The following is a 16,456-nucleotide window of genomic DNA, read 5'->3' on the forward strand; positions in this document are numbered from 1 at the left end:
CCCAACACAATGAACGGAGCCGGGAATCCCGTCGACAGGTAGCGATGCCGTTCGGGGTCACCTCGGCCAACCGTCCCCCGCGGGAGGAACCGTGAATCGTGAAGGCGCAGGAACGAAGCCGCCGCGAACGGTGCCGGGCGCCCGGTCGACCCTGCTGTACGCCCGGCCCGGCATCATCGTGACCGTCGACCGGTTCACCGCCGGTCGTACCAGCTACCAGGTCGCCGACCTGACCCATCTGCGCACCACCCGGGGCCCGCACGACCGGATCGCCGTCCGGGCCGTGGTCATCACCGCCAGCATGCTCGGCGGTGTCGGCCTGTTGCTCGGCTTCACCGGCGGTCTGCACCGCCTGACCGCCGGGGCGTACCTCATCCTGGGCGCGGTGTTCCTGCTCCCGGCCGCGCTCGCCCTGGTGGGCGATCGCTGGCGCCCACCGCCGTACGAGCTGTGGGGGTGGTATCGAGGATCGGAGACGCTGCTGTTCAGCGCCGACGACGAGAGGCAGTTCGGGCAGGTCACGCGGGCACTGTTGCGGGCCCGGGAAGTGAACCGGTACGGCGGCTGGGTCGACCCGCTCGCGTCGGCCGACCCGTGGCGACCCCGTCGTTGACCCGACGGCGCTGGGCCGGCGGCGAGGTGACGTCGGCCCAGCGGCCGTTCAGCGGGCGACCGGCTCCGGAGTCCGTTGCTCCTGCGGCGCGGCCACCCAGGCGCTGACCCGGCGCTCGGCGTAGAACGAGACGAAGGGCACGGTGCCGGCCAACATCACCAGCAGCATCCGCTTCAGCGGCCAGTCGGCGCGGCGGCTCAGGTCGAACGCGGCCACCAGGTAGATCATGTAGAGGAAGCCGTGCGCCGGCCCGATCGTCTCGACCACGACCGGGTTGTCGAACCCGTACTTCAGGGGCATGCCGATCACGACCAGCAGGATCAGCACCACGCCCACGATCCAGGCGATCACGCGGTACCGGGTAAGGGCAGCGCCCACCGTCGTCCGTCCTTCCGAGCCCGGCTCAGCCGGGATAGTCACCGGGCCGGGCGCCCGGATTGGCGTTCAACCATGACAGGTAGTGGTTGTAGGCGGCCAGGTCGGTGTCCTGGACGGCATCGTCGCCGACCGGCGCGCGGGAGACCCGTACCGGTCGGCGCACCGCCGGGCGGGAACCCGCGGTGACGGCCGGCTCCGGCGTGACGGCCGGGTCCGGCGGTGGCGCGTCGGCCTCCGCCGCCCGGTTGCGGGCCAGCTTCACCTCACGCCACCAGACGTAGACCACGAACCCGGCGAAGATCGGCCACTCGACCGCGTACCCCCAGCTCAGGCTGTTGCCGGCCGCGGCTCGGCTGACCTGCCACCAACCCAGCCCGAGGAAACCCACGGTCAGCACGACCATGGCCACGTGACGCGCGATCCACGCCGGGGTCCAGAGCCGCCTCATGGCATCGAGGGTACCGGGGACGGTGCCGGTCTCCGACACCGTGTCGTAGCTGCCGTGGGTTTGGCGTTCCCGCGCCTGGGCAATCGTCTAGACGCCAGCCCAAACGAGATCAAGGGGGGCGATGATGACCGGATCGGTACGTGAGGACGGCTTTGCGTCCAGCGGCAGCAGCGACATGAGCCCGGAGCAGCGGGTGCCCGAGTGGGGCGGCGACCACCTTGCCGACCCGGCGGGCTCCACGAGTCTCGACGGTGATCTCCCCGGCATCGACCCGACGGAGTTGACCGACGAGGATCTGATCCGCGAGATGCACAGCCTGCACCGCACCCGCCTCGACACCCTGCGGCACGCGGCGGACTCCGCCCTCGCCAACCACCTGCGTCGCACGGCGGAGCTTGAGACCGAGTACCTGGCCCGCCACCCGGGCCGCGAGGTCGACCCCAACCGCCTGCGGGACGCGTGATGCCGGCGCGCGCCGTGCGTGGCATGTCCGCGCCACCCGAGGTGGTCTTCAACACGGCCACCGACCCTGATCGCGCCTCGGCCTGGCTGCCGGAGCCGCTGCGCGGCGACGGCAGCCCCGCCGCCGAGATCAATGGCGAGGAGTTGCGGGCCCGCTGGGGTGACGGCGACGGCGACGACTGGTCCGCCGAGATCCGGGTGGAGCCCGCCGACTCCGGCGGCGCCCGGATCCAGCTCGACCTGGCCGACGGCTCGGGAGAGGCGGGCCCGGACCAGTTGGCCGACGAAGCGCTCACCAACCTGGCCCGCGAGGTCGCCGACAACCTCCAGGCCGGCTGAGCCAGCCACACGGGACAGCAGTTCGGCACCACCACGACATGGGAGGAGACCGGGTGAGCGACACTGGCCTGCGGCACAAGGCGGCGCGGTTGCGCCGGGCGTACGCGCCGCACGAACACCGGCCGCTCGGCGGCTACCTGGTGGCGATGGGCGCCTACGCCGGGGTGACGGGCGCTCTCGCCGGTCTGGTCAAGGTGACCGGTCGGCCGGTGCCGGAGCGTCCCGCCCCGTCCGACGTGGTGCTGCTCTCCATCGCCACGCACAAGCTGAGTCGGCTGCTGTCCAAGGACGCGGTGACCAGCCCCCTGCGGGCGCCGTTCACCCGTTACGACCGCCCCATCGGCAGCGGCGAGGTGATGGAGCAGGTCCGCGACTCGGGCAGCCCCACCCGGCACGCCATCGGCGAGTTGCTGAGCTGCCCGTTCTGCCTGGCGGTCTGGGTGGCCACCGGGCTGACCGGCGGCCTGGTGCTCGCGCCCCGGCTGACCCGGCTGGTGGCCACCGCGCTGACGGCGGTCGCCGCGTCCGACTTCCTCCAGATGGCGTACGCGACGGCGCAGCAGGCCGCCGAGGGTGGGCACGACGACGACTGACCGGTGAGGACACCGACAGCGGGGGCCGGCGTTTGCCGGCCCCCGCTGTCGAATGTCGTACGCCTCAGCGCTCCATACCGGCCCAGCCGTGCGGCGACTCCGGCTCCCGTTCGTCCTCGTCCGCCCCCGTGATGATGTCCCGGTCCACGGCGGTGCGGTCGTGCTCGTTGGCGAAGTCCGGCTCGGGGGTGGTGTCCCTGCCCTCCGGGGGCTGACCCAACGCCGGCATTTCCTCGTCGTGGTTGTCGCGGTCGGTCATGTCGGTGTCCCTTCTGCGGTCGCTCACCCGATCGAACCGCCCAGCAGGTCGCTGGCCTCGTCCACCGCGTACTCGCCCTCGGGCAGCGCGTCGATGCGGGCGAGCAGATCCGGCGGAAGCTCGGCAGCCACCGCCCGGCGGTAGATCTCGGCCTGGGTGACCCGCTCCTGCGCCCGGTAGATGTCGTCGAGCAGGTCGTCAAGGGCCCGGGTGTCCGGCTCGCCGGACACGGATGCGTCGTCGGTCACCTCGATCAGCTACCCGGGGCGGAATCGGTCAAACGTCACGCTGCGGGCCCGCCTGCCCCGTAGTCGACGCGCCCGTTGTCGATGGCCCCGCGCCGTGCCTTTGCTCTGCAGCCACCGATGCACCAGTTACGGACCGTACGTGTCGCCTGGGTGGGTGCAGAGCAAAGGGGGATGGGGGTGGGGTTGTGGTGGCTGATGCTGCGCGGCCATCTCGTCCCGGTCTGGTTCGTTCTCGTGGGTACAGACAGCGCCGCCCCCGGCCTTGTGAGCCGGGGGCGGCGCTGGTGTCGGTGTGCAGGTCGCCTCTCGGCGAGTGGCACTACGCGGCTCCAGCCGGACGGTATTCCGCGAAGGCTATTTAGGTGAGGCCCGGGGACACTGGACACACCGACACCCCTGTCAACGAGCCGACCCCCGCCGGTGTTCCGTGCCGTCAGGTGTCAGCCGTCACACCGTCGTCGGCAGGGTGGCCCGGCGGGCCCGCACGGCGGAGGCCAGGTGGTCGAGCACCTCGGCGGTGTCGTCCCAACCGAGGCAGGCGTCGGTGACCGAGCGGCCGTACTCCAGCTCCCGGGTCGGGTCGAGCTCCTGCCGGCCCGGCAGCAGGAACGACTCCAGCATCACGCCGGTGATGCCGCGCTGCCCGTCGGCCAGCTGGGCGGCTACGTCCGCGGCGACCTTCGGCTGGTTGCGGTGGTCCTTGCCGCTGTTGGCGTGACTGGCGTCGATCACCAGCCGCTCCGGCAACCCGGCCGCGCGGAGCAGGTCCAGCGCGCCGGCGACCGACTCCGCGTCGTAGTTGGGCCGGCCACCGCCGCCGCGCAGCACCAGGTGCCCATCGGTGTTTCCCCGGGTGTGCATGATCGCGGGGGTGCCGGAGAAGTCGATGCCGGGGAAGACGTGCGGCACACCGGCGGCGCGGATCGCGTCCACGGCCGTGCCGATGCTGCCGTCGGGGCGGTTCTTCATGCCGATCGGCATGGAGAGGCCGGAGGCGAGCTGCCGGTGCACCTGGCTCTCCACGGTGCGGGCGCCGATCGCCCCCCAGGCCACCGTGTCCGCGATGTACTGCGGCGTGATCGGGTCGAGGAACTCGCAGCCCACCGGCAGGCCGAGTCGCAGCACGTCGAGCAGCAGCGCCCGGGCCAGCCGCAGGCCGGTGTTGACGTCCCCGCTGCCGTCCAGGCCCGGGTCGTTGATCAGGCCCTTCCAGCCGACCGTGGAGCGCGGCTTCTCGAAGTAGACCCGCATGACGATCAGCAGGTCGTCAGCCACCCGGTCGGCGGCGCCACGCAGACGCTCCGCGTAGTCGAGGGCGGCGGCCGGATCGTGCACCGAGCAGGGGCCGACAACCACCAGCAGGCGGTCGTCCTCGCGGTCCAGCACCCCGCCCACCGCGCGGCGGCCGGTCAGCACGGCCGAGGCGAGCGGGGCGTCCAGGGGTAACTCGTGGTGCAGGAGGGCGGGCGTGGTCAACGGCACGACACGGTCGATCCGCTGATCGCTGACCCGATTGGTCTCCGGGGTCGTCACGGTGGGCATCCTTCCGCCGACCGTGCCCGGGGCCGGTGCCCGGGACGAGCCGGCTGCTCGTACGCAAAAGGGCAGGAACGACAGCTCCTGCCCAGCCGGCTCGGTCCGTGGTGACGTCAGTTCATGGTGAAGTCACCGGCGTGCGAGCCGGCTGCCTAAACCATCGATAGGAACGCGTCACCGGGCCAGCGTACCCGACCGGACGGGAACCTCCGGCCGACGTCCCAAGATGCGGGGCGCAGTCCGCGTGCCGGGGACGAGGTCGGGGTAACAGGGGAGCCATGACCAACGAGCAGAGCGATCAGGACCGCGTGGAGTCCCGCGCCCACCACCTCCTGCCCGAGGAGGAGGCCGTGGGCAGCGACGACCCGGAGGCGCAGGCGGAGGCCATCCTGGCCGAGTCGGATCTCCGCGAGGCGGACCAGAACGCGGCCCCGGATACCGTGCTGGAACGTCGTACCTCCGATCAGACCGTGGTCGCGGTCGAGCCGCCGGACTGAGCAGTCGTCCCCCGTGCCCGGCGTGACCCCCGGTAGGTCCTGTCGCGCAGCCAGGCCAGCGGACCTGCCACCCGCAGTTCGGGTGGCAGGTTTCGCACCGGGTCGAACGCGAGCGCGGCGTCCTCCTCGGCGCTGAGCTGCGCGCCGATGCTGACCTGCCCCACCGGCCGCCACGGCCCCACAGCGGACGCGACCGCGAGCACCAGACGCGGCGTGTCCGTCCGGGTCGCGGCGGCCGCCGCGCCCAGGCTGCTCCCCAGACCGACCGAGTCGGGGTCGGCCAGCGCGGCCAGCCAGATCCGCCGAGGACCCACGCGGTAGCACGTGATCGTGGTGTACGTCCCGGTGAAGCGACGTCGGGGCAGCGGCAGGTTACGCAGCACCGGGGCCGCGCCGCTGGAGCTGACCAGCAGGTCGAAGGGGCGGTCGCCGTCGCCGTGCAGGCGTAGCGCGAGGCCCAGCACGTCCGGCCAGCTGCCGGGCGTTGGCGTTCCCTTCGAGAGCCGGACGGTGGCCCGGTACCGGCCGGGGTCGTCCAGCAGACCGACCCCGACGGGTGGTCCGGGCGTACCCCAGATCATCGTCTCGCCGGCGAAGGAGTGACCGGCCGGATGCAGCAGCCGGCCGTGACGCCGCCGGCCGAGTGCGGCGCTGGCGCGTTCGACGGTGGTGGCGGCCCAGCCGGCGGACCGGGACGGAGACGGGGTGGCGGTCATGCCCCCTCCGTTACCCCGCCCGGCGGCCTCGATGCGGCGGGTCGGCTCGCCGACCGACCGCACGTCACCTTTCCGCCCGCGAGATCGGATAGCGTCGGGGCATGCCCGACAGCGGTTACCCCTGGCCCATCGAGACGTCCCGACTGGACAACGGCCTGCGCGTGGTGGTGAGTGAGGACCGCACCGCGCCGGCCGTGGCCGTCAACCTCTGGTACGACGTCGGCTCCCGGCACGAGCCGGCCGGGCAGACCGGCTTCGCCCACCTCTTCGAGCACCTGATGTTCGAGGGTTCGGTGAACGTGGCGAAGACCGAGCACATGAAGCTGATCCAGGGCTCCGGCGGCTCGCTGAACGCCACCACCAACCCGGACCGGACCAACTACTTCGAGACGGTGCCGGCCGAGCACCTGGAGCTGGCGCTCTGGCTGGAGGCCGACCGGATGGGCGGCCTGGTCCCGGCGCTCACCCAGGAGACGCTGGACAACCAGCGTGACGTGGTCAAGAACGAGCGCCGGCAGCGCTACGAGAACGTCCCGTACGGGGACGCCTGGCTGCGGTTGCTGCCCCTGCTCTACCCGCCTGGGCACCCCTACCACCACGCGACGATCGGCTCGATGGCCGACCTGAACGCCGCCGACCTCGCCACCTTCCAGGCGTTCCACCAGACCTACTACGCGCCCAACAACGCGGTGCTCACCGTGGTCGGCGACGCGACCGCCTCGGACGTGTTCGCGCTGGCCGACAAGTATTTCGGCGCGCTGCCCGCGCGCGACGACATCCCGTCGGCCCCGGACGGTCGCAGTGTCCCGGTCACCGGGCAGACGGCCGTCGAGTCGGTGAGCGCCGACGTGCCGGCGCCCCGGGTGTACATCGCCCACCGCAGCTACCCGTTCGGCACCCCGGGCTACAACGTGATCACCGTCCTCGCCACCATCCTCGGCAGCGGTCGGGGCAGCCGGCTCTACCAGCGGCTCGCCGACGGTGAGCGGATCGCCCAGCCGGACCTGGTCGGGGCGTACGGGGTGGACCTCGCGCACGCGCCGGCACCGCTGATCGCCACGGCCACCGCCCGCCCCGGCGTGAGCGCCGAGCGGCTGGCCGAAGGGCTGGCCGAGGTCGTCGACGAGCTGGCCACCGTGCCGGTCACCGCCGCGGAACTGGACCGGGCCAAGGCGCTGCTCAGCACCGGCTGGTGGCGTCAGTTGTCCACGGTGGACGGTCGCGCGGACCTGCTCGGCCGGTACGCCACGCAGTTCGGCGACCCGGCCCGCATCGCCGACCAGTTGCCGGGCCTGCTCGCGGTGACCGCCGAGCAGATCGCCGAGGCCGCCGCCGAGGTGCTCGCCACCGACCGGGTGATCCTGACCTACCTGCCCGAGGAGACCTCATGACGTTGATCGCCGACCGTCCCGGCCCGGGCGCCGCCCGCCCGTACCGGTTCCCGCCGGTGGTCCGCCGCGCCGTGGCCGGTGGCCAGGTCGTCGCCGCGCACCTGCCCGGGCAGAACCTCGCCGTGGCGCTGCTGCTGCTCGACGTGGGCGCAGGCCAGGAGCCGGTCGGCAAGGAGGGCCTGTCCGGCGTGCTGGCCAAGGCATTGGAGGAGGGGACCGCGCAGCGGGACGCCGCCGCGTACGCGCTCGCCGTCGAGGGGCTCGGCACCGCGTTGATGACCGGGCTGGACTGGGACTCGTTCCAGGCCAGCGTGGTGATCCCGGTGGACCGGCTCAGCGCGGCCGTGGAGCTGCTGGCCGAGGCGGTGCGGACCCCCAAGCTGGACCCCGCGGACGTGCGCCGGGTCCGCGACGACGAGGCGACCGCGCTGCGGATGGACTGGGCCAACCCGGGCCCGCGCGCCGACGCCGCGCTGCGCGCGGACCTGTTCGGCGCGGAGAACCGCTGGGGGCGGCCGATGCACGGCGACCCGGATTCGGTCGCCGGGTTGGACGTGGAGGACGTGACCGTCTTCCACTCCGAGTGGTTCCTGCGCCCCGGCACCCTGATCGTCGCCGGTGACCTGGACCGGATCGACCTGGACGCGCTGGCCGCCGCGGCGTTCGCCGGCACCGGTGGCGGCCCGGCCCAGCGGGGCGGCCCGCTCGACGTGCCGCTGCACACCGGCCGGCGGATCATCCTGGTGGACCGTCCGGGGTCGGTGCAGTCGACGCTGCGACTGGGCCACCCGTCGCCGCACCGGGCGCACCCCGACCACGTGCCGATGACGCTCGCCGGCACGGTGCTCGGCGGGGCGTTCACCTCGCGGCTCAACCACCTGCTGCGCGAGGTGCACGGCTACACGTACGGCATCCGGGGTGACTTCGCGTCGTCCCGGCGGTTCGGGCGGTTCGCGGTCAGCTCCGGTGTGCAGACGGCGGTCACCGCGCCGGCCCTGGTCGAGGCGGTGGGCGAGATCACCCGTACCCAGGCCGCCGGGGTCACCGAGGACGAGCTGGAGGTGGCGCGGTCCTGGCGGGCGGGGCAGCTCTCGGTCGAGTTGCAGAGCCCCCGGGCGATCGCTTCCGCACTGACCACGCTGGTGGTGCACGACCTGCCGGACGACTACCACGCCCGACTGCGGGAGTCGCTGCTCGCCGCCGACGTGGACCAGGTCTCCGCAGCGGCGGCCACCCACCTGCACCCGGAGGCGCTGACCCTGGTCATCGAGGGCGACGCGGCGGTCATCCGCGACGACCTGACAGCAGCAGCCCTGGGCGACCTGATCACCAACCCCTGACCCACCCCCACCCCCATACCGCCCCCCACCGCCCTCTCACGCCGTTGATCAAGAGGTTTGCGTCAACCCGAGCGCGATTTCTGACGCAAACCTCTTGATCACACGAGGAGGGGGTGGGTGCCGGGAGGGCTTCGGGGGTTAGTGGGTTTGTGTGATGCGGGTCTGGGGCGTGGGAAAGGGCTCCCGGTCGCGGGGGTGGGCTGGGTAGCCTCGCGGGCATGAGGATCGGCATTGTGGGGTCCACCGGCCAGGTCGGTGGCGTGATGCGGCAGGTGCTGGCGGAACGGAAGTTCCCGGCGGAGCAGGTGCGGATGTTCGCCTCGGCGCGGTCGGCCGGGCGGACGCTGCCGTGGCGCGACGGCGAGGTGACCGTCGAGGACGCCGCGACCGCGGACTACTCGGGACTGGACATCGTGCTCTTCTCGGCCGGTAAGGGCACGGCACGGGAGCTGGCGCCCCGGGTCGCCGAGGCCGGTGCCGTGGTGATCGACAACTCGTCGGCGTTCCGGATGGACCCGCAGGTGCCGCTGGTGGTCGCCGAGGTCAACCCGCACGCGGCCCTCGACCGCCCGAAGGGCATCATCGCCAACCCGAACTGCACCACGATGGCCGCGATGCCGGTGCTGCGCCCGCTGCACGCCGAGGCTGGGCTGATCGGGCTGGTCGTCTCCACGTACCAGGCGGTCTCCGGTGCCGGGCTGGCCGGCGTCGCCGAGCTGGACGAGCAGGTCCGCAAGGTCGCCGAGCACGCCGCCGGGCTGGCCTTCGACGGCTCGGCCGTGGAGTTTCCCGCGCCGCGCTCGTTCAGCCAGCCGATCGCCTTCAACGTGCTCCCGCTGGCCGGCTCGATCGTCGACGACGGCTCGTTCGAGACCGACGAGGAACAGAAGCTGCGCAACGAGAGCCGCAAGATCCTCGAAATCCCCGACCTGAAGGTGTCCGGCACCTGCGTCCGGGTGCCGGTCTTCACGGGTCACTCGCTGCAGATCAACGCCCGGTTCGCCCGGCCGCTCACCCCGCAGCGCGCGCACGAGCTGCTGGCCGACGCGCCCGGCGTCGCGCTGACCGACGTGCCGACGCCGTTGCAGGCCGCCGGCCAGGACCCGACCTACGTGGGCCGGATCCGCGCCGACGAGACCGCCGACTACGGGCTGGCCCTGTTCTGCTCCAACGACAACCTGCGCAAGGGCGCCGCGCTGAACGCGGTCCAGCTCGCCGAGCTGGTCGCCGCCGAACGCCGCTGACCGTCGCCGTCACCGGGCCCTCGCCGCACGTCGGCGAGGGCCCGGTCGCGTTCCGGCCGCTTCTCCTTGATGAACAGCACGACGATCAGCGGCCTCCTGCGACGATCGGCCGGTCGTGCTTGGATGGGACGAAGCCGATCGATCGTCCCACCTGGAGGAAGCCGTGCCGGATGACCGCGTCCAGCAGGCGTTGACCGATCTGGTCGCCGGTCGCTCGATGGGCGTCCTCGCCACGATCAAGCGGGACGGGCGGCCACAGCTGTCCACCGTGGTCTACTCCTTCGACCGCGACGCGGGCCTGATCCGGGTCTCGGTCACCGACGGCCGGGCCAAGACCGCCAACCTGCGCCGCGACCCGCGGGCCAGCTTCCACGTCAGCAGCGACGACGGCTGGGCGTACGCGGTGGTCGAGGGTCGCGCCGAGCTGACCGCCCCGGCCGCCGAACCCGGCGACGACACCGTCGAGGAGCTTGTGGCGCTCTACCGGGCGCTCAGCGGCGAACACCCCGACTGGGACGAGTACCGCCAGGCCATGGTCGACGACGGCCGGCTGGTGCTGCGCCTGCACGTGGAGCGCATCTACGGGATGCCGCCCCGGGGCTGACGCTCCCGTCGCCCGGTCAGCCCGGCTCGACCACGGTCACCCCGGGCCAGCGCTGCGCGGGTCGGTGCCGGGCCAACCGCTGCCGGGACCGGGCCACGTCCACCCGGGCGGGGTTGTGCCGCCAGACCCCGTCCAGCAGATCCGCCAGGCCGTACGGGGCGCAGACCTCCAGGTGGTCGGCCGGGTCCAGCCGGACGACCACCGCCGTCGCGTACTCCGGCCAGGTGGCCACCGCCTCAGCCACGCTGCGGTACGGCTCGATCGGGTCGCCGCCGAACGTCGCCGCGTACCAGGTGTGCACCGCCGCCTGGTTGCGTGCCTGCCACGGCGGCTCGGGCCACGCCGCCGCCAGACGGGCGGTGGCGCGGTGGTCGTCGTCGCGGGTCAGCCTCGCCGGGTCGAAGAAGACCACGTCCACGTCCCGGACCGTCGTCGGGTCGAACCTGTCGCCGTACCGCTCGCCCCAGACCAGGTCGCGCAGGGCGCCCGCGCCGATCCAGGCGTCCGGCAGCCCGGAGTCACGGACCACGGTCAGTGCCCGGGTGAGCCAGGCGCTGCCGGCGACCAACTCCCGCAACTCCTGCTCGCCCGTCGTCATCCGCCCACGGTAGGCAGCAGCTCCGGGCGGCGGAAGACCGACGCGCGGGGTGCGCCGTCCGTGGCCGGGTATACCGCCCTCCCGTGCCTGCTCCGCCGTCGCGGGCCAGCTGAGAATAGGGGGTACGGGATGGGTGCCGACGAGGGCAGCGACGCAGGCGGGACCCTCCCCGGTGGCCCACCCCTGCGACGGGAGACCTCCCGCCTGCTGTCGTTCAGCGACGGTGTCTTCGCCATCATCATCACCTTGCTGGTGCTCGACCTCCAGCCACCTCGGGTCGGTCGTGGTCAGTTGCTGCACGCGTTGGTCGAGCAGTGGCCGGCGTACCTCGCCTATGTCACGTCGTACGTGTACGTGGCGGTGGGTTGGCTGAACCACCGGGCTGCCTTCAACCGCGTGGAAAGCAGCGGAAAGGCCCTCCAGTGGTACAACCTCGGCGTCCTGTTCAGCACCGCGCTGCTGCCGTTCGCCACGTCGGTCATCTCGCAGGCGATGCGGGAGGGCGACGAGGCGGACCAGCGGGCCGGCGTGGCCCTCTACGGCGTGGTCGGCGTGTTGGTGTCATTGAGCTGGCTGGGCCTGTACCACTACCTCGCCCGGCACCACGACCTGCTGTACCAGGCCGTCTCGCGGCGGTTCTTCCCGACGGAACGGGCACGGGCCGCGGTCGGCCTGCTGGGGTACGCGGTGGCGATTCTCGTCGGATACCTCTTCAGCCCGCTGTTCGCGTTGGTGATCTTCCTGCTGCTGCCGATGTTCTACACCCTGACCAGCAGCGGGTTCTACGAACTGCGGCGTTTGCGGCACCCGCACGGACAGTCCGGCGAGCCGTCGGCGTTACCCCGTCCGGGGCGCCGGGTAGACGACCGTGCCGACACCGAGAGGGGAGCACCATGACAACGGTCGGAGAGTTCATGACGACCCGGTTGGTGACGATGGACGGCAACGAGACGCTCATCGCCGCCGCGCAGGAGATGCGTGACAGCGCGATCGGCGATGTAGTGGTGACGAACGGCGACAGCGTGGTCGGCATCGTCACGGACCGGGACATCACGGTCCGGGGTGTCGCGGAGAACATGGACCCGGGCTCGACCCAGCTGAACCAGATCACGACCCGCGACGTGATCACGGTGAGCCAGTACGACGACGTGGTGGCTGCCGCGGACCTGATGCGTACGTACGCCGTACGCCGGCTCCCGGTGATCGACGACGGGCGTCTCGTCGGCCTGATCTCGATGGGTGACCTCGCGGTCGAGCGTGAACCGCAGTCGGTGCTCGCGGACATCAGCGCCGACGATCCGAACAACTGACCGTCCGCCGCGGGCGCGCCGGCTCTCCCCCTCGTGGGGAGGGCCGGCGCTGCGCTGTCCGGGACCAGGTCGAGGGATCAGGACTGGTCGAACTGGAGCCGCACGTCGGTGATCCCGCGAGCGGCGGCCACCGTCGCGGCCTCGGCGTCGACGTCCCGTCGGACCCGGGCGGACAGCGGCGACCACGGGGTGACGGTCAGCTCCAGTCGCTTCTTCCCGGCCTGCCGCGCCCGCCAGGTGCCGGCCACCTCCCCGTCCACCAGCAGCGCGCCCGGGTTGCCGATGGGCCGCCACAGGTGCCGCTGGTGCTCGCGTTCGGGCACCAGCAGGTCACGGTCGCGGCCGGCGAGGAAGGGATCGCCCGGCGGCAGCAGCCTCACCAGTCGGGGAGGCGGTGCGCTGGTCAGCGCCTCGACCGCGTCGGCCGGGAGCCAGGCGGGCCGCCCGTCGACCCGCACCTCGACCAGGCCCGTGGGCCAGACCCGGCGCAGCTCCGTCGCCGAGGAGCCGAGGAAGCCGGCGGCGTCGGCCGGGGTGGCCGGGCCGAGCAGCCGCAGGTACGTCGTGACCAGCTCGGCGGTGTGCGCTGCGGTGGCGGGCGGGGCGGTGTGCCCGGTCAGTGGGGCGAGGTGCGCGGCGCGGCCGGACACTACGAGGCGCACCCCGCCGGCGAGCCCGGCCTGTTGGAAGACGGCGCCCGAGATGTGCCGCGACTGGCACGCCCGGCAGTCGTAGGTCAGCTCGGAGGGCACCCGGTCGGAGACGGCACGGCTCACCACGCCGCGCTCCAACTCGGTGGTGACCACCGACTGGAACGCCTCGGCCGTGGCCCGGAAGGCGGCCAGCCCGAGCCGTGCCCCCGCGCCGATCTGGCCCGGGATCCGGCGGGTGGCGTCGGCGTCGCTGAGCGGCCAGAGCGCGGCGGCCAGCGTCGGCAACTCGGCCCGGCGGTGCAGGTGCGGGGCGCCGCGCATCGACCAGACCAGCTCCAGGCGGTCGTCCGGCCCGGTCGCGCCGCGCGCCGCCAGCGCCTGCCGGGCGGTGCCGTAGGGCGTGTCCTGTACGCCGAGACCCAGCACGGCCAGGTCACCCGGGCGAGGGCCGCCGGAGCGGTCGAGCTGCTGGGCCGCCGCCCGGTAGGCGAGCACCTGCCGCCGGTCGACCTCCGGTGCCCGACCAGTCATGTGCCCTCCCGTCCCACACGTCCCGTCCGGACGCTACCGCGTAGGTAGGACAGCGCCCGGCCGCTCACCCGATCCGGGCGAGGTTGACCGGGGAACCGGCGGGGACCCCTGCGGGGACGTGCAACGGCCGGCCGGCCGCGCGACGCGAGCGCGGTGGGTGGGATCCCGGGCCCGGCAACTGGGAGGAGTGGACCCGATGGTGGACGCGACCACGAGGTTCTTCGAGGACCTGGACCGGCGGGGGTACGAACCCCTGCTGGCCAAGACCTCCGGGACAGTGCGTATCGACCTGCACGAGGGGGCGCAGACCTGGCACTGGCTGCTGAGGATCGACCACGGCCGGGTGGACGTGAGTCAGGAGGACCAGGAGGCCGACACGGTCATCGGCGCGAGCCCGGTGCTCTTCGACGACATCGCCTCGGGTCGCGAGCACGGCCTGGCCGCGCTGTTGCGGGGGGACATGACGGTGTTGGGGGACGCTCGTCTCGTCGTACAGGTGGAGCGGATCTTCCCGGGTTCCCCGGACGCCCGTGGACCTCGTCGGCGTTTCGTGGGGGAGGCGTACTGATGGGGCAGAGCAACACGATCCGGATCCTGGACGGCAACACGTTCGTCGTCTGCGAGGACACCGGTGACATCGAGGCGACACCGAGCGAGCCGACCGGGCTGTTCTCCATCGACACCCGGTTCCTGTCGACCTGGGTGCTGACCGTCAACGGCGAGCGGCTGAACTCGCTGTCCTTCGACGATCTCCAGTACTTCGAGTCGCGGTTCTTCCTGGTGCCGGGGATGGCCACGCACTACGTGGACGCGAAGCTGTCGATCATCCGTGAGCGCGCGGTGGGCGGCAGCTTCTGCGAGCAGCTCACCATCCTCAACCACGACGAGAAGCCGGTCGAACTGGAAGTCCGGATGGACGCCGCGTCGGACTTCGCCGACCTGTTCCAGGTCAAGGACGAGATCGTGAACAAGAAGGGCGAGCTCTACACCGAGGTCGAGCCGGACCAGCTGCGGCTGGGATACCGCCGGGGCAACTTCCGGCGCGAGACGGTCATCTCCTCGTCGGTGTCGGCCCGGTACGACGACAAGGGCTTCGTGTACACCGTGCACTTGGAACCCAACGAGCAGTGGGAAGCCTCGATCGACGTCCAGACGCACGCGGTCGGTCCGGGCGGCCGGGACCTGCGGTTCGGGTTGCGGGTGCACGGCAACGAGCGGCTCGCCCTCCAGCACGACCTGGAGAAGTGGATCGCCGACGCCCCGAAGGTCAACAGTGAGCACGGGCGGGTGGCCGCCACCTACCGGCGCAGCCTGATCGACCTGGCGGCGCTGCGCTTCTCGCCGCTGTCGCTGGGCGGCGCCACCCTGCCGGCCGCGGGTCTGCCCTGGTTCATGACGATGTTCGGCCGGGACAGCATCCTCACCTGCCTCCAGACGCTGCCGTTCACGCCGCAGTTGTCGAAGACGACGCTGCGCATCCTGGCGTCCCTGCAGGGCAGCCGGTTCGACGACTTCCGGGACGAGGACCCGGGGCGCATCCTGCACGAGATGCGCTACGGCGAGACCGCGGCGTTCGAGGAGCAGCCGCACTCGCCGTACTACGGCTCGGTCGACGCCACACCGCTGTTCGTCGTGCTGCTCGACGAGTACGAGCGGTGGACCGGGGACGTCGCGCTGGTCAAGGAGCTGGAGCAGGAGTCCCGGGCGGCTCTGAAGTGGATCGACAACTACGCCGACCTGGTCGGCAACGGCTACATCTGGTACGAGCGGCGCAACACCGACACCGGCCTGGAGAACCAGTGCTGGAAGGACTCCTGGGACTCGATCTCCTACTCCGACGGCACGCTGCCGCCGTTCCCGCGGGCCACCTGCGAGGTGCAGGGCTACGCGTACGACGCGAAGATCCGCGCGGCCCGGATGGCCCGCGAGTTCTGGGGTGACCCGGAGTTCGCCGACCAGTTGGAGCGGGAGGCGGCAGACCTGAAGGAGCGGTTCAACCGGGACTGGTGGGTGGCCGACGGTGAGTTCTACGCCCTGGCGCTGGACCCGGACGGCCGCCAGTGCGACATCCTCAGCTCGAACATCGGCCACCTGCTGTGGAGCGGGATCGTCGAGCCCGAGCGGGCGGAGAAGCTGGCCGCCCACCTGGTGGGGCCGCGGCTCTTCTCCGGCTGGGGAGTGCGCACGCTCGCCGATGGGGAGGCCCGGTACAACCCGATCGGCTACCACAACGGCACGATCTGGCCGTTCGACAACTCCTTCATCGCCTGGGGTCTGCGCCGGTACGGCTTCGCCGAGGAGGCCGCCACCATCGCCAACGGCATCCTGGACGCGGCCACCTACTTCGACGGCCGGTTGCCGGAGGCCTTCGGTGGCTATCCCCGGGAGCTGACCAAGTTCCCGGTGGAGTATCCGACGGCGTGCAGCCCGCAGGCCTGGTCGACCGGAACCCCGCTGTTGCTGCTGCGGACCATGCTCGGTCTGGAGCCCCACGAGGGTCACCTGTCGGTCGAGCCACGGCTGCCGGTGGGCATGGGACGGATCGAGGTGCTGGACATCCCGGGTCGCTGGGGTCGGGTGGACGCGTTCGCCCGGGGCCGACTGGACCTGGACAAGCTCTCCGACTGAGCAATCGGTCGACGGACCGGCGGTGGCGCGCAACCCGCGTCGTCGCCGGTCCGCCACCCAGCCGAACC

21 protein-coding genes are annotated in these 16,456 nt (G+C 72.2%); 13 read left to right on the forward strand and 8 right to left on the reverse strand.

Annotation, left to right across the window (positions count from 1 at the left end; all coding sequences use genetic code 11):
- Positions 1 to 91 precede the first annotated feature (91 nt).
- Positions 92 to 613: a DUF6232 family protein gene (locus tag LADH09A_RS07040; RefSeq protein ID WP_238644059.1), complete on the forward strand. Its 522-nt coding sequence runs from the start codon at positions 92 to 94 to the stop codon at positions 611 to 613.
- Between the two features lie 48 nt (positions 614 to 661).
- Here LADH09A_RS07040 and LADH09A_RS07045 read toward each other — a convergent pair whose 3' ends face one another.
- Both LADH09A_RS07045 and LADH09A_RS07050 read right to left on the reverse strand, forming a co-directional pair.
- Complete coding sequence (locus LADH09A_RS07045) at positions 662 to 991, reverse strand: DUF3817 domain-containing protein (protein WP_238644060.1); 330 nt, start codon at positions 989 to 991, stop codon at positions 662 to 664.
- A 25-nt stretch (positions 992 to 1,016) separates the two neighbouring features.
- Positions 1,017 to 1,439 carry a hypothetical protein gene (locus tag LADH09A_RS07050; protein ID WP_238644061.1) on the reverse strand — a complete coding sequence of 141 codons (423 nt, stop codon included), beginning with the start codon at positions 1,437 to 1,439 and terminating at the stop codon, positions 1,017 to 1,019.
- Between the two features lie 121 nt (positions 1,440 to 1,560).
- On the opposite strand from LADH09A_RS07050, the gene LADH09A_RS07055 reads away from it, so the two are divergent.
- The 3 genes from LADH09A_RS07055 to LADH09A_RS07065 are packed head-to-tail and all read left to right on the forward strand — an operon-like array spanning position 1,561 to position 2,833.
- Complete coding sequence (locus tag LADH09A_RS07055) at positions 1,561 to 1,902, forward strand: DUF6158 family protein (RefSeq protein ID WP_238644062.1); 342 nt, start codon at positions 1,561 to 1,563, stop codon at positions 1,900 to 1,902.
- Positions 1,902 to 2,240 (forward strand): SRPBCC family protein, encoded by a 339-nt coding sequence (locus tag LADH09A_RS07060; RefSeq protein WP_238644063.1) that lies wholly within the window; start codon positions 1,902 to 1,904, stop codon positions 2,238 to 2,240. The genes LADH09A_RS07055 and LADH09A_RS07060 overlap by 1 nt, the downstream gene beginning before the upstream one ends.
- A 38-nt stretch (positions 2,241 to 2,278) precedes the next feature.
- Positions 2,279 to 2,833: a DUF1360 domain-containing protein gene (locus LADH09A_RS07065; RefSeq protein WP_238644064.1), complete on the forward strand. Its 555-nt coding sequence runs from the start codon at positions 2,279 to 2,281 to the stop codon at positions 2,831 to 2,833.
- Positions 2,834 to 2,897: 64 nt separating this feature from the next.
- Here LADH09A_RS07065 and LADH09A_RS07070 read toward each other — a convergent pair whose 3' ends face one another.
- The 3 genes from LADH09A_RS07070 to LADH09A_RS07080 form a co-directional block, all read right to left on the reverse strand.
- Positions 2,898 to 3,092: a hypothetical protein gene (locus LADH09A_RS07070; RefSeq protein ID WP_238644065.1), complete on the reverse strand. Its 195-nt coding sequence runs from the start codon at positions 3,090 to 3,092 to the stop codon at positions 2,898 to 2,900.
- A 23-nt stretch (positions 3,093 to 3,115) separates the two neighbouring features.
- A complete protein-coding gene (locus LADH09A_RS07075; RefSeq protein WP_218907803.1) occupies positions 3,116 to 3,349 on the reverse strand; it encodes a hypothetical protein in 234 nt (77 codons plus the stop codon).
- Between the two features lie 438 nt (positions 3,350 to 3,787).
- On the reverse strand, positions 3,788 to 4,882 hold the full coding sequence (locus LADH09A_RS07080) for a 3-deoxy-7-phosphoheptulonate synthase (protein WP_238644066.1): 1,095 nt from the start codon (positions 4,880 to 4,882) through the stop codon (positions 3,788 to 3,790).
- A gap of 272 nt (positions 4,883 to 5,154) precedes the next feature.
- Between LADH09A_RS07080 and LADH09A_RS07085 the strand changes: the two genes are divergently transcribed.
- On the forward strand, positions 5,155 to 5,373 hold the full coding sequence (locus tag LADH09A_RS07085; RefSeq protein WP_238644067.1) for a hypothetical protein: 219 nt from the start codon (positions 5,155 to 5,157) through the stop codon (positions 5,371 to 5,373).
- Here the strand turns inward: LADH09A_RS07085 and LADH09A_RS07090 are convergent.
- Positions 5,340 to 6,089, reverse strand: a complete 750-nt coding sequence (locus LADH09A_RS07090; protein ID WP_238644068.1) for a phosphodiesterase — start codon at positions 6,087 to 6,089, stop codon at positions 5,340 to 5,342. The genes LADH09A_RS07085 and LADH09A_RS07090 overlap by 34 nt on opposite strands.
- Before the next feature lie 101 nt (positions 6,090 to 6,190).
- Here LADH09A_RS07090 and LADH09A_RS07095 point away from each other — a divergent pair, with 101 nt between their 5' ends.
- The 4 genes from LADH09A_RS07095 (at position 6,191) to LADH09A_RS07110 (ending at position 10,668) form a co-directional block, all read left to right on the forward strand.
- Positions 6,191 to 7,480 (forward strand): M16 family metallopeptidase, encoded by a 1,290-nt coding sequence (locus tag LADH09A_RS07095; protein ID WP_238644069.1) that lies wholly within the window; start codon positions 6,191 to 6,193, stop codon positions 7,478 to 7,480.
- Positions 7,477 to 8,820: a M16 family metallopeptidase gene (locus LADH09A_RS07100; RefSeq protein ID WP_238644070.1), complete on the forward strand. Its 1,344-nt coding sequence runs from the start codon at positions 7,477 to 7,479 to the stop codon at positions 8,818 to 8,820. Before LADH09A_RS07095 ends, LADH09A_RS07100 begins: the two co-directional genes overlap by 4 nt.
- Before the next feature lie 218 nt (positions 8,821 to 9,038).
- The gene (locus LADH09A_RS07105) at positions 9,039 to 10,064 is read left to right on the forward strand and encodes an aspartate-semialdehyde dehydrogenase (RefSeq protein ID WP_238644071.1); all 1,026 of its coding nucleotides are present in this window, start codon (positions 9,039 to 9,041) and stop codon (positions 10,062 to 10,064) included.
- A 163-nt stretch (positions 10,065 to 10,227) separates the two neighbouring features.
- Positions 10,228 to 10,668 (forward strand): PPOX class F420-dependent oxidoreductase, encoded by a 441-nt coding sequence (locus tag LADH09A_RS07110; protein WP_308194491.1) that lies wholly within the window; start codon positions 10,228 to 10,230, stop codon positions 10,666 to 10,668.
- A 16-nt stretch (positions 10,669 to 10,684) separates the two neighbouring features.
- Here the strand turns inward: LADH09A_RS07110 and LADH09A_RS07115 are convergent, their stop codons facing one another.
- Complete coding sequence (locus LADH09A_RS07115) at positions 10,685 to 11,266, reverse strand: nucleotidyltransferase family protein (protein ID WP_238644072.1); 582 nt, start codon at positions 11,264 to 11,266, stop codon at positions 10,685 to 10,687.
- A 129-nt stretch (positions 11,267 to 11,395) separates the two neighbouring features.
- Between LADH09A_RS07115 and LADH09A_RS07120 the strand changes: the two genes are divergently transcribed.
- Both LADH09A_RS07120 and LADH09A_RS07125 read left to right on the forward strand, forming a co-directional pair.
- A complete protein-coding gene (locus tag LADH09A_RS07120) occupies positions 11,396 to 12,163 on the forward strand; it encodes a TMEM175 family protein (RefSeq protein WP_238644073.1) in 768 nt (255 codons plus the stop codon).
- Positions 12,160 to 12,576 (forward strand): CBS domain-containing protein, encoded by a 417-nt coding sequence (locus LADH09A_RS07125; RefSeq protein ID WP_238644074.1) that lies wholly within the window; start codon positions 12,160 to 12,162, stop codon positions 12,574 to 12,576. Before LADH09A_RS07120 ends, LADH09A_RS07125 begins: the two co-directional genes overlap by 4 nt.
- Positions 12,577 to 12,653: 77 nt before the next feature.
- Here LADH09A_RS07125 and LADH09A_RS07130 read toward each other — a convergent pair whose 3' ends face one another.
- On the reverse strand, positions 12,654 to 13,760 hold the full coding sequence (locus LADH09A_RS07130) for a winged helix DNA-binding domain-containing protein (RefSeq protein WP_238644075.1): 1,107 nt from the start codon (positions 13,758 to 13,760) through the stop codon (positions 12,654 to 12,656).
- A gap of 196 nt (positions 13,761 to 13,956) precedes the next feature.
- Between LADH09A_RS07130 and LADH09A_RS07135 the strand changes: the two genes are divergently transcribed.
- Both LADH09A_RS07135 and LADH09A_RS07140 read left to right on the forward strand, forming a co-directional pair.
- A complete protein-coding gene (locus LADH09A_RS07135; protein ID WP_238644076.1) occupies positions 13,957 to 14,328 on the forward strand; it encodes an SCP2 sterol-binding domain-containing protein in 372 nt (123 codons plus the stop codon).
- Complete coding sequence (locus tag LADH09A_RS07140) at positions 14,328 to 16,388, forward strand: amylo-alpha-1,6-glucosidase (protein WP_238644077.1); 2,061 nt, start codon at positions 14,328 to 14,330, stop codon at positions 16,386 to 16,388. Before LADH09A_RS07135 ends, LADH09A_RS07140 begins: the two co-directional genes overlap by 1 nt.
- The last annotated feature ends 68 nt before the right edge of the window (positions 16,389 to 16,456 follow it).

This window comes from Micromonospora cabrerizensis (genome assembly GCF_022230955.1).
In the GTDB taxonomy this organism is placed as follows: Bacteria; Actinomycetota; Actinomycetes; order Mycobacteriales; family Micromonosporaceae; genus Micromonospora; species Micromonospora cabrerizensis.

What these genes read in the sequence shown, in the direction of transcription:
- LADH09A_RS07050 (WP_238644061.1), bottom strand. Translation starts at nt 1,439, where the DNA reads ATGAGGCGGCTCTGGACCCCGGCGTGGATCGCGCGTCACGTGGCCATG.
- LADH09A_RS07055 (WP_238644062.1), top strand. Translation starts at nt 1,561, where the DNA reads ATGATGACCGGATCGGTACGTGAGGACGGCTTTGCGTCCAGCGGCAGC.
- LADH09A_RS07060 (WP_238644063.1), top strand. Translation starts at nt 1,902, where the DNA reads ATGCCGGCGCGCGCCGTGCGTGGCATGTCCGCGCCACCCGAGGTGGTC.
- LADH09A_RS07065 (WP_238644064.1), top strand. Translation starts at nt 2,279, where the DNA reads ATGGGAGGAGACCGGGTGAGCGACACTGGCCTGCGGCACAAGGCGGCG.
- LADH09A_RS07070 (WP_238644065.1), bottom strand. Translation starts at nt 3,092, where the DNA reads ATGACCGACCGCGACAACCACGACGAGGAAATGCCGGCGTTGGGTCAG.
- LADH09A_RS07080 (WP_238644066.1), bottom strand. Translation starts at nt 4,882, where the DNA reads ATGCCCACCGTGACGACCCCGGAGACCAATCGGGTCAGCGATCAGCGG.
- LADH09A_RS07085 (WP_238644067.1), top strand. Translation starts at nt 5,155, where the DNA reads ATGACCAACGAGCAGAGCGATCAGGACCGCGTGGAGTCCCGCGCCCAC.
- LADH09A_RS07090 (WP_238644068.1), bottom strand. Translation starts at nt 6,089, where the DNA reads ATGACCGCCACCCCGTCTCCGTCCCGGTCCGCCGGCTGGGCCGCCACC.
- LADH09A_RS07095 (WP_238644069.1), top strand. Translation starts at nt 6,191, where the DNA reads ATGCCCGACAGCGGTTACCCCTGGCCCATCGAGACGTCCCGACTGGAC.
- LADH09A_RS07100 (WP_238644070.1), top strand. Translation starts at nt 7,477, where the DNA reads ATGACGTTGATCGCCGACCGTCCCGGCCCGGGCGCCGCCCGCCCGTAC.
- LADH09A_RS07105 (WP_238644071.1), top strand. Translation starts at nt 9,039, where the DNA reads ATGAGGATCGGCATTGTGGGGTCCACCGGCCAGGTCGGTGGCGTGATG.
- LADH09A_RS07115 (WP_238644072.1), bottom strand. Translation starts at nt 11,266, where the DNA reads ATGACGACGGGCGAGCAGGAGTTGCGGGAGTTGGTCGCCGGCAGCGCC.
- LADH09A_RS07120 (WP_238644073.1), top strand. Translation starts at nt 11,396, where the DNA reads ATGGGTGCCGACGAGGGCAGCGACGCAGGCGGGACCCTCCCCGGTGGC.
- LADH09A_RS07125 (WP_238644074.1), top strand. Translation starts at nt 12,160, where the DNA reads ATGACAACGGTCGGAGAGTTCATGACGACCCGGTTGGTGACGATGGAC.
- LADH09A_RS07130 (WP_238644075.1), bottom strand. Translation starts at nt 13,760, where the DNA reads ATGACTGGTCGGGCACCGGAGGTCGACCGGCGGCAGGTGCTCGCCTAC.
- LADH09A_RS07135 (WP_238644076.1), top strand. Translation starts at nt 13,957, where the DNA reads ATGGTGGACGCGACCACGAGGTTCTTCGAGGACCTGGACCGGCGGGGG.
- LADH09A_RS07140 (WP_238644077.1), top strand. Translation starts at nt 14,328, where the DNA reads ATGGGGCAGAGCAACACGATCCGGATCCTGGACGGCAACACGTTCGTC.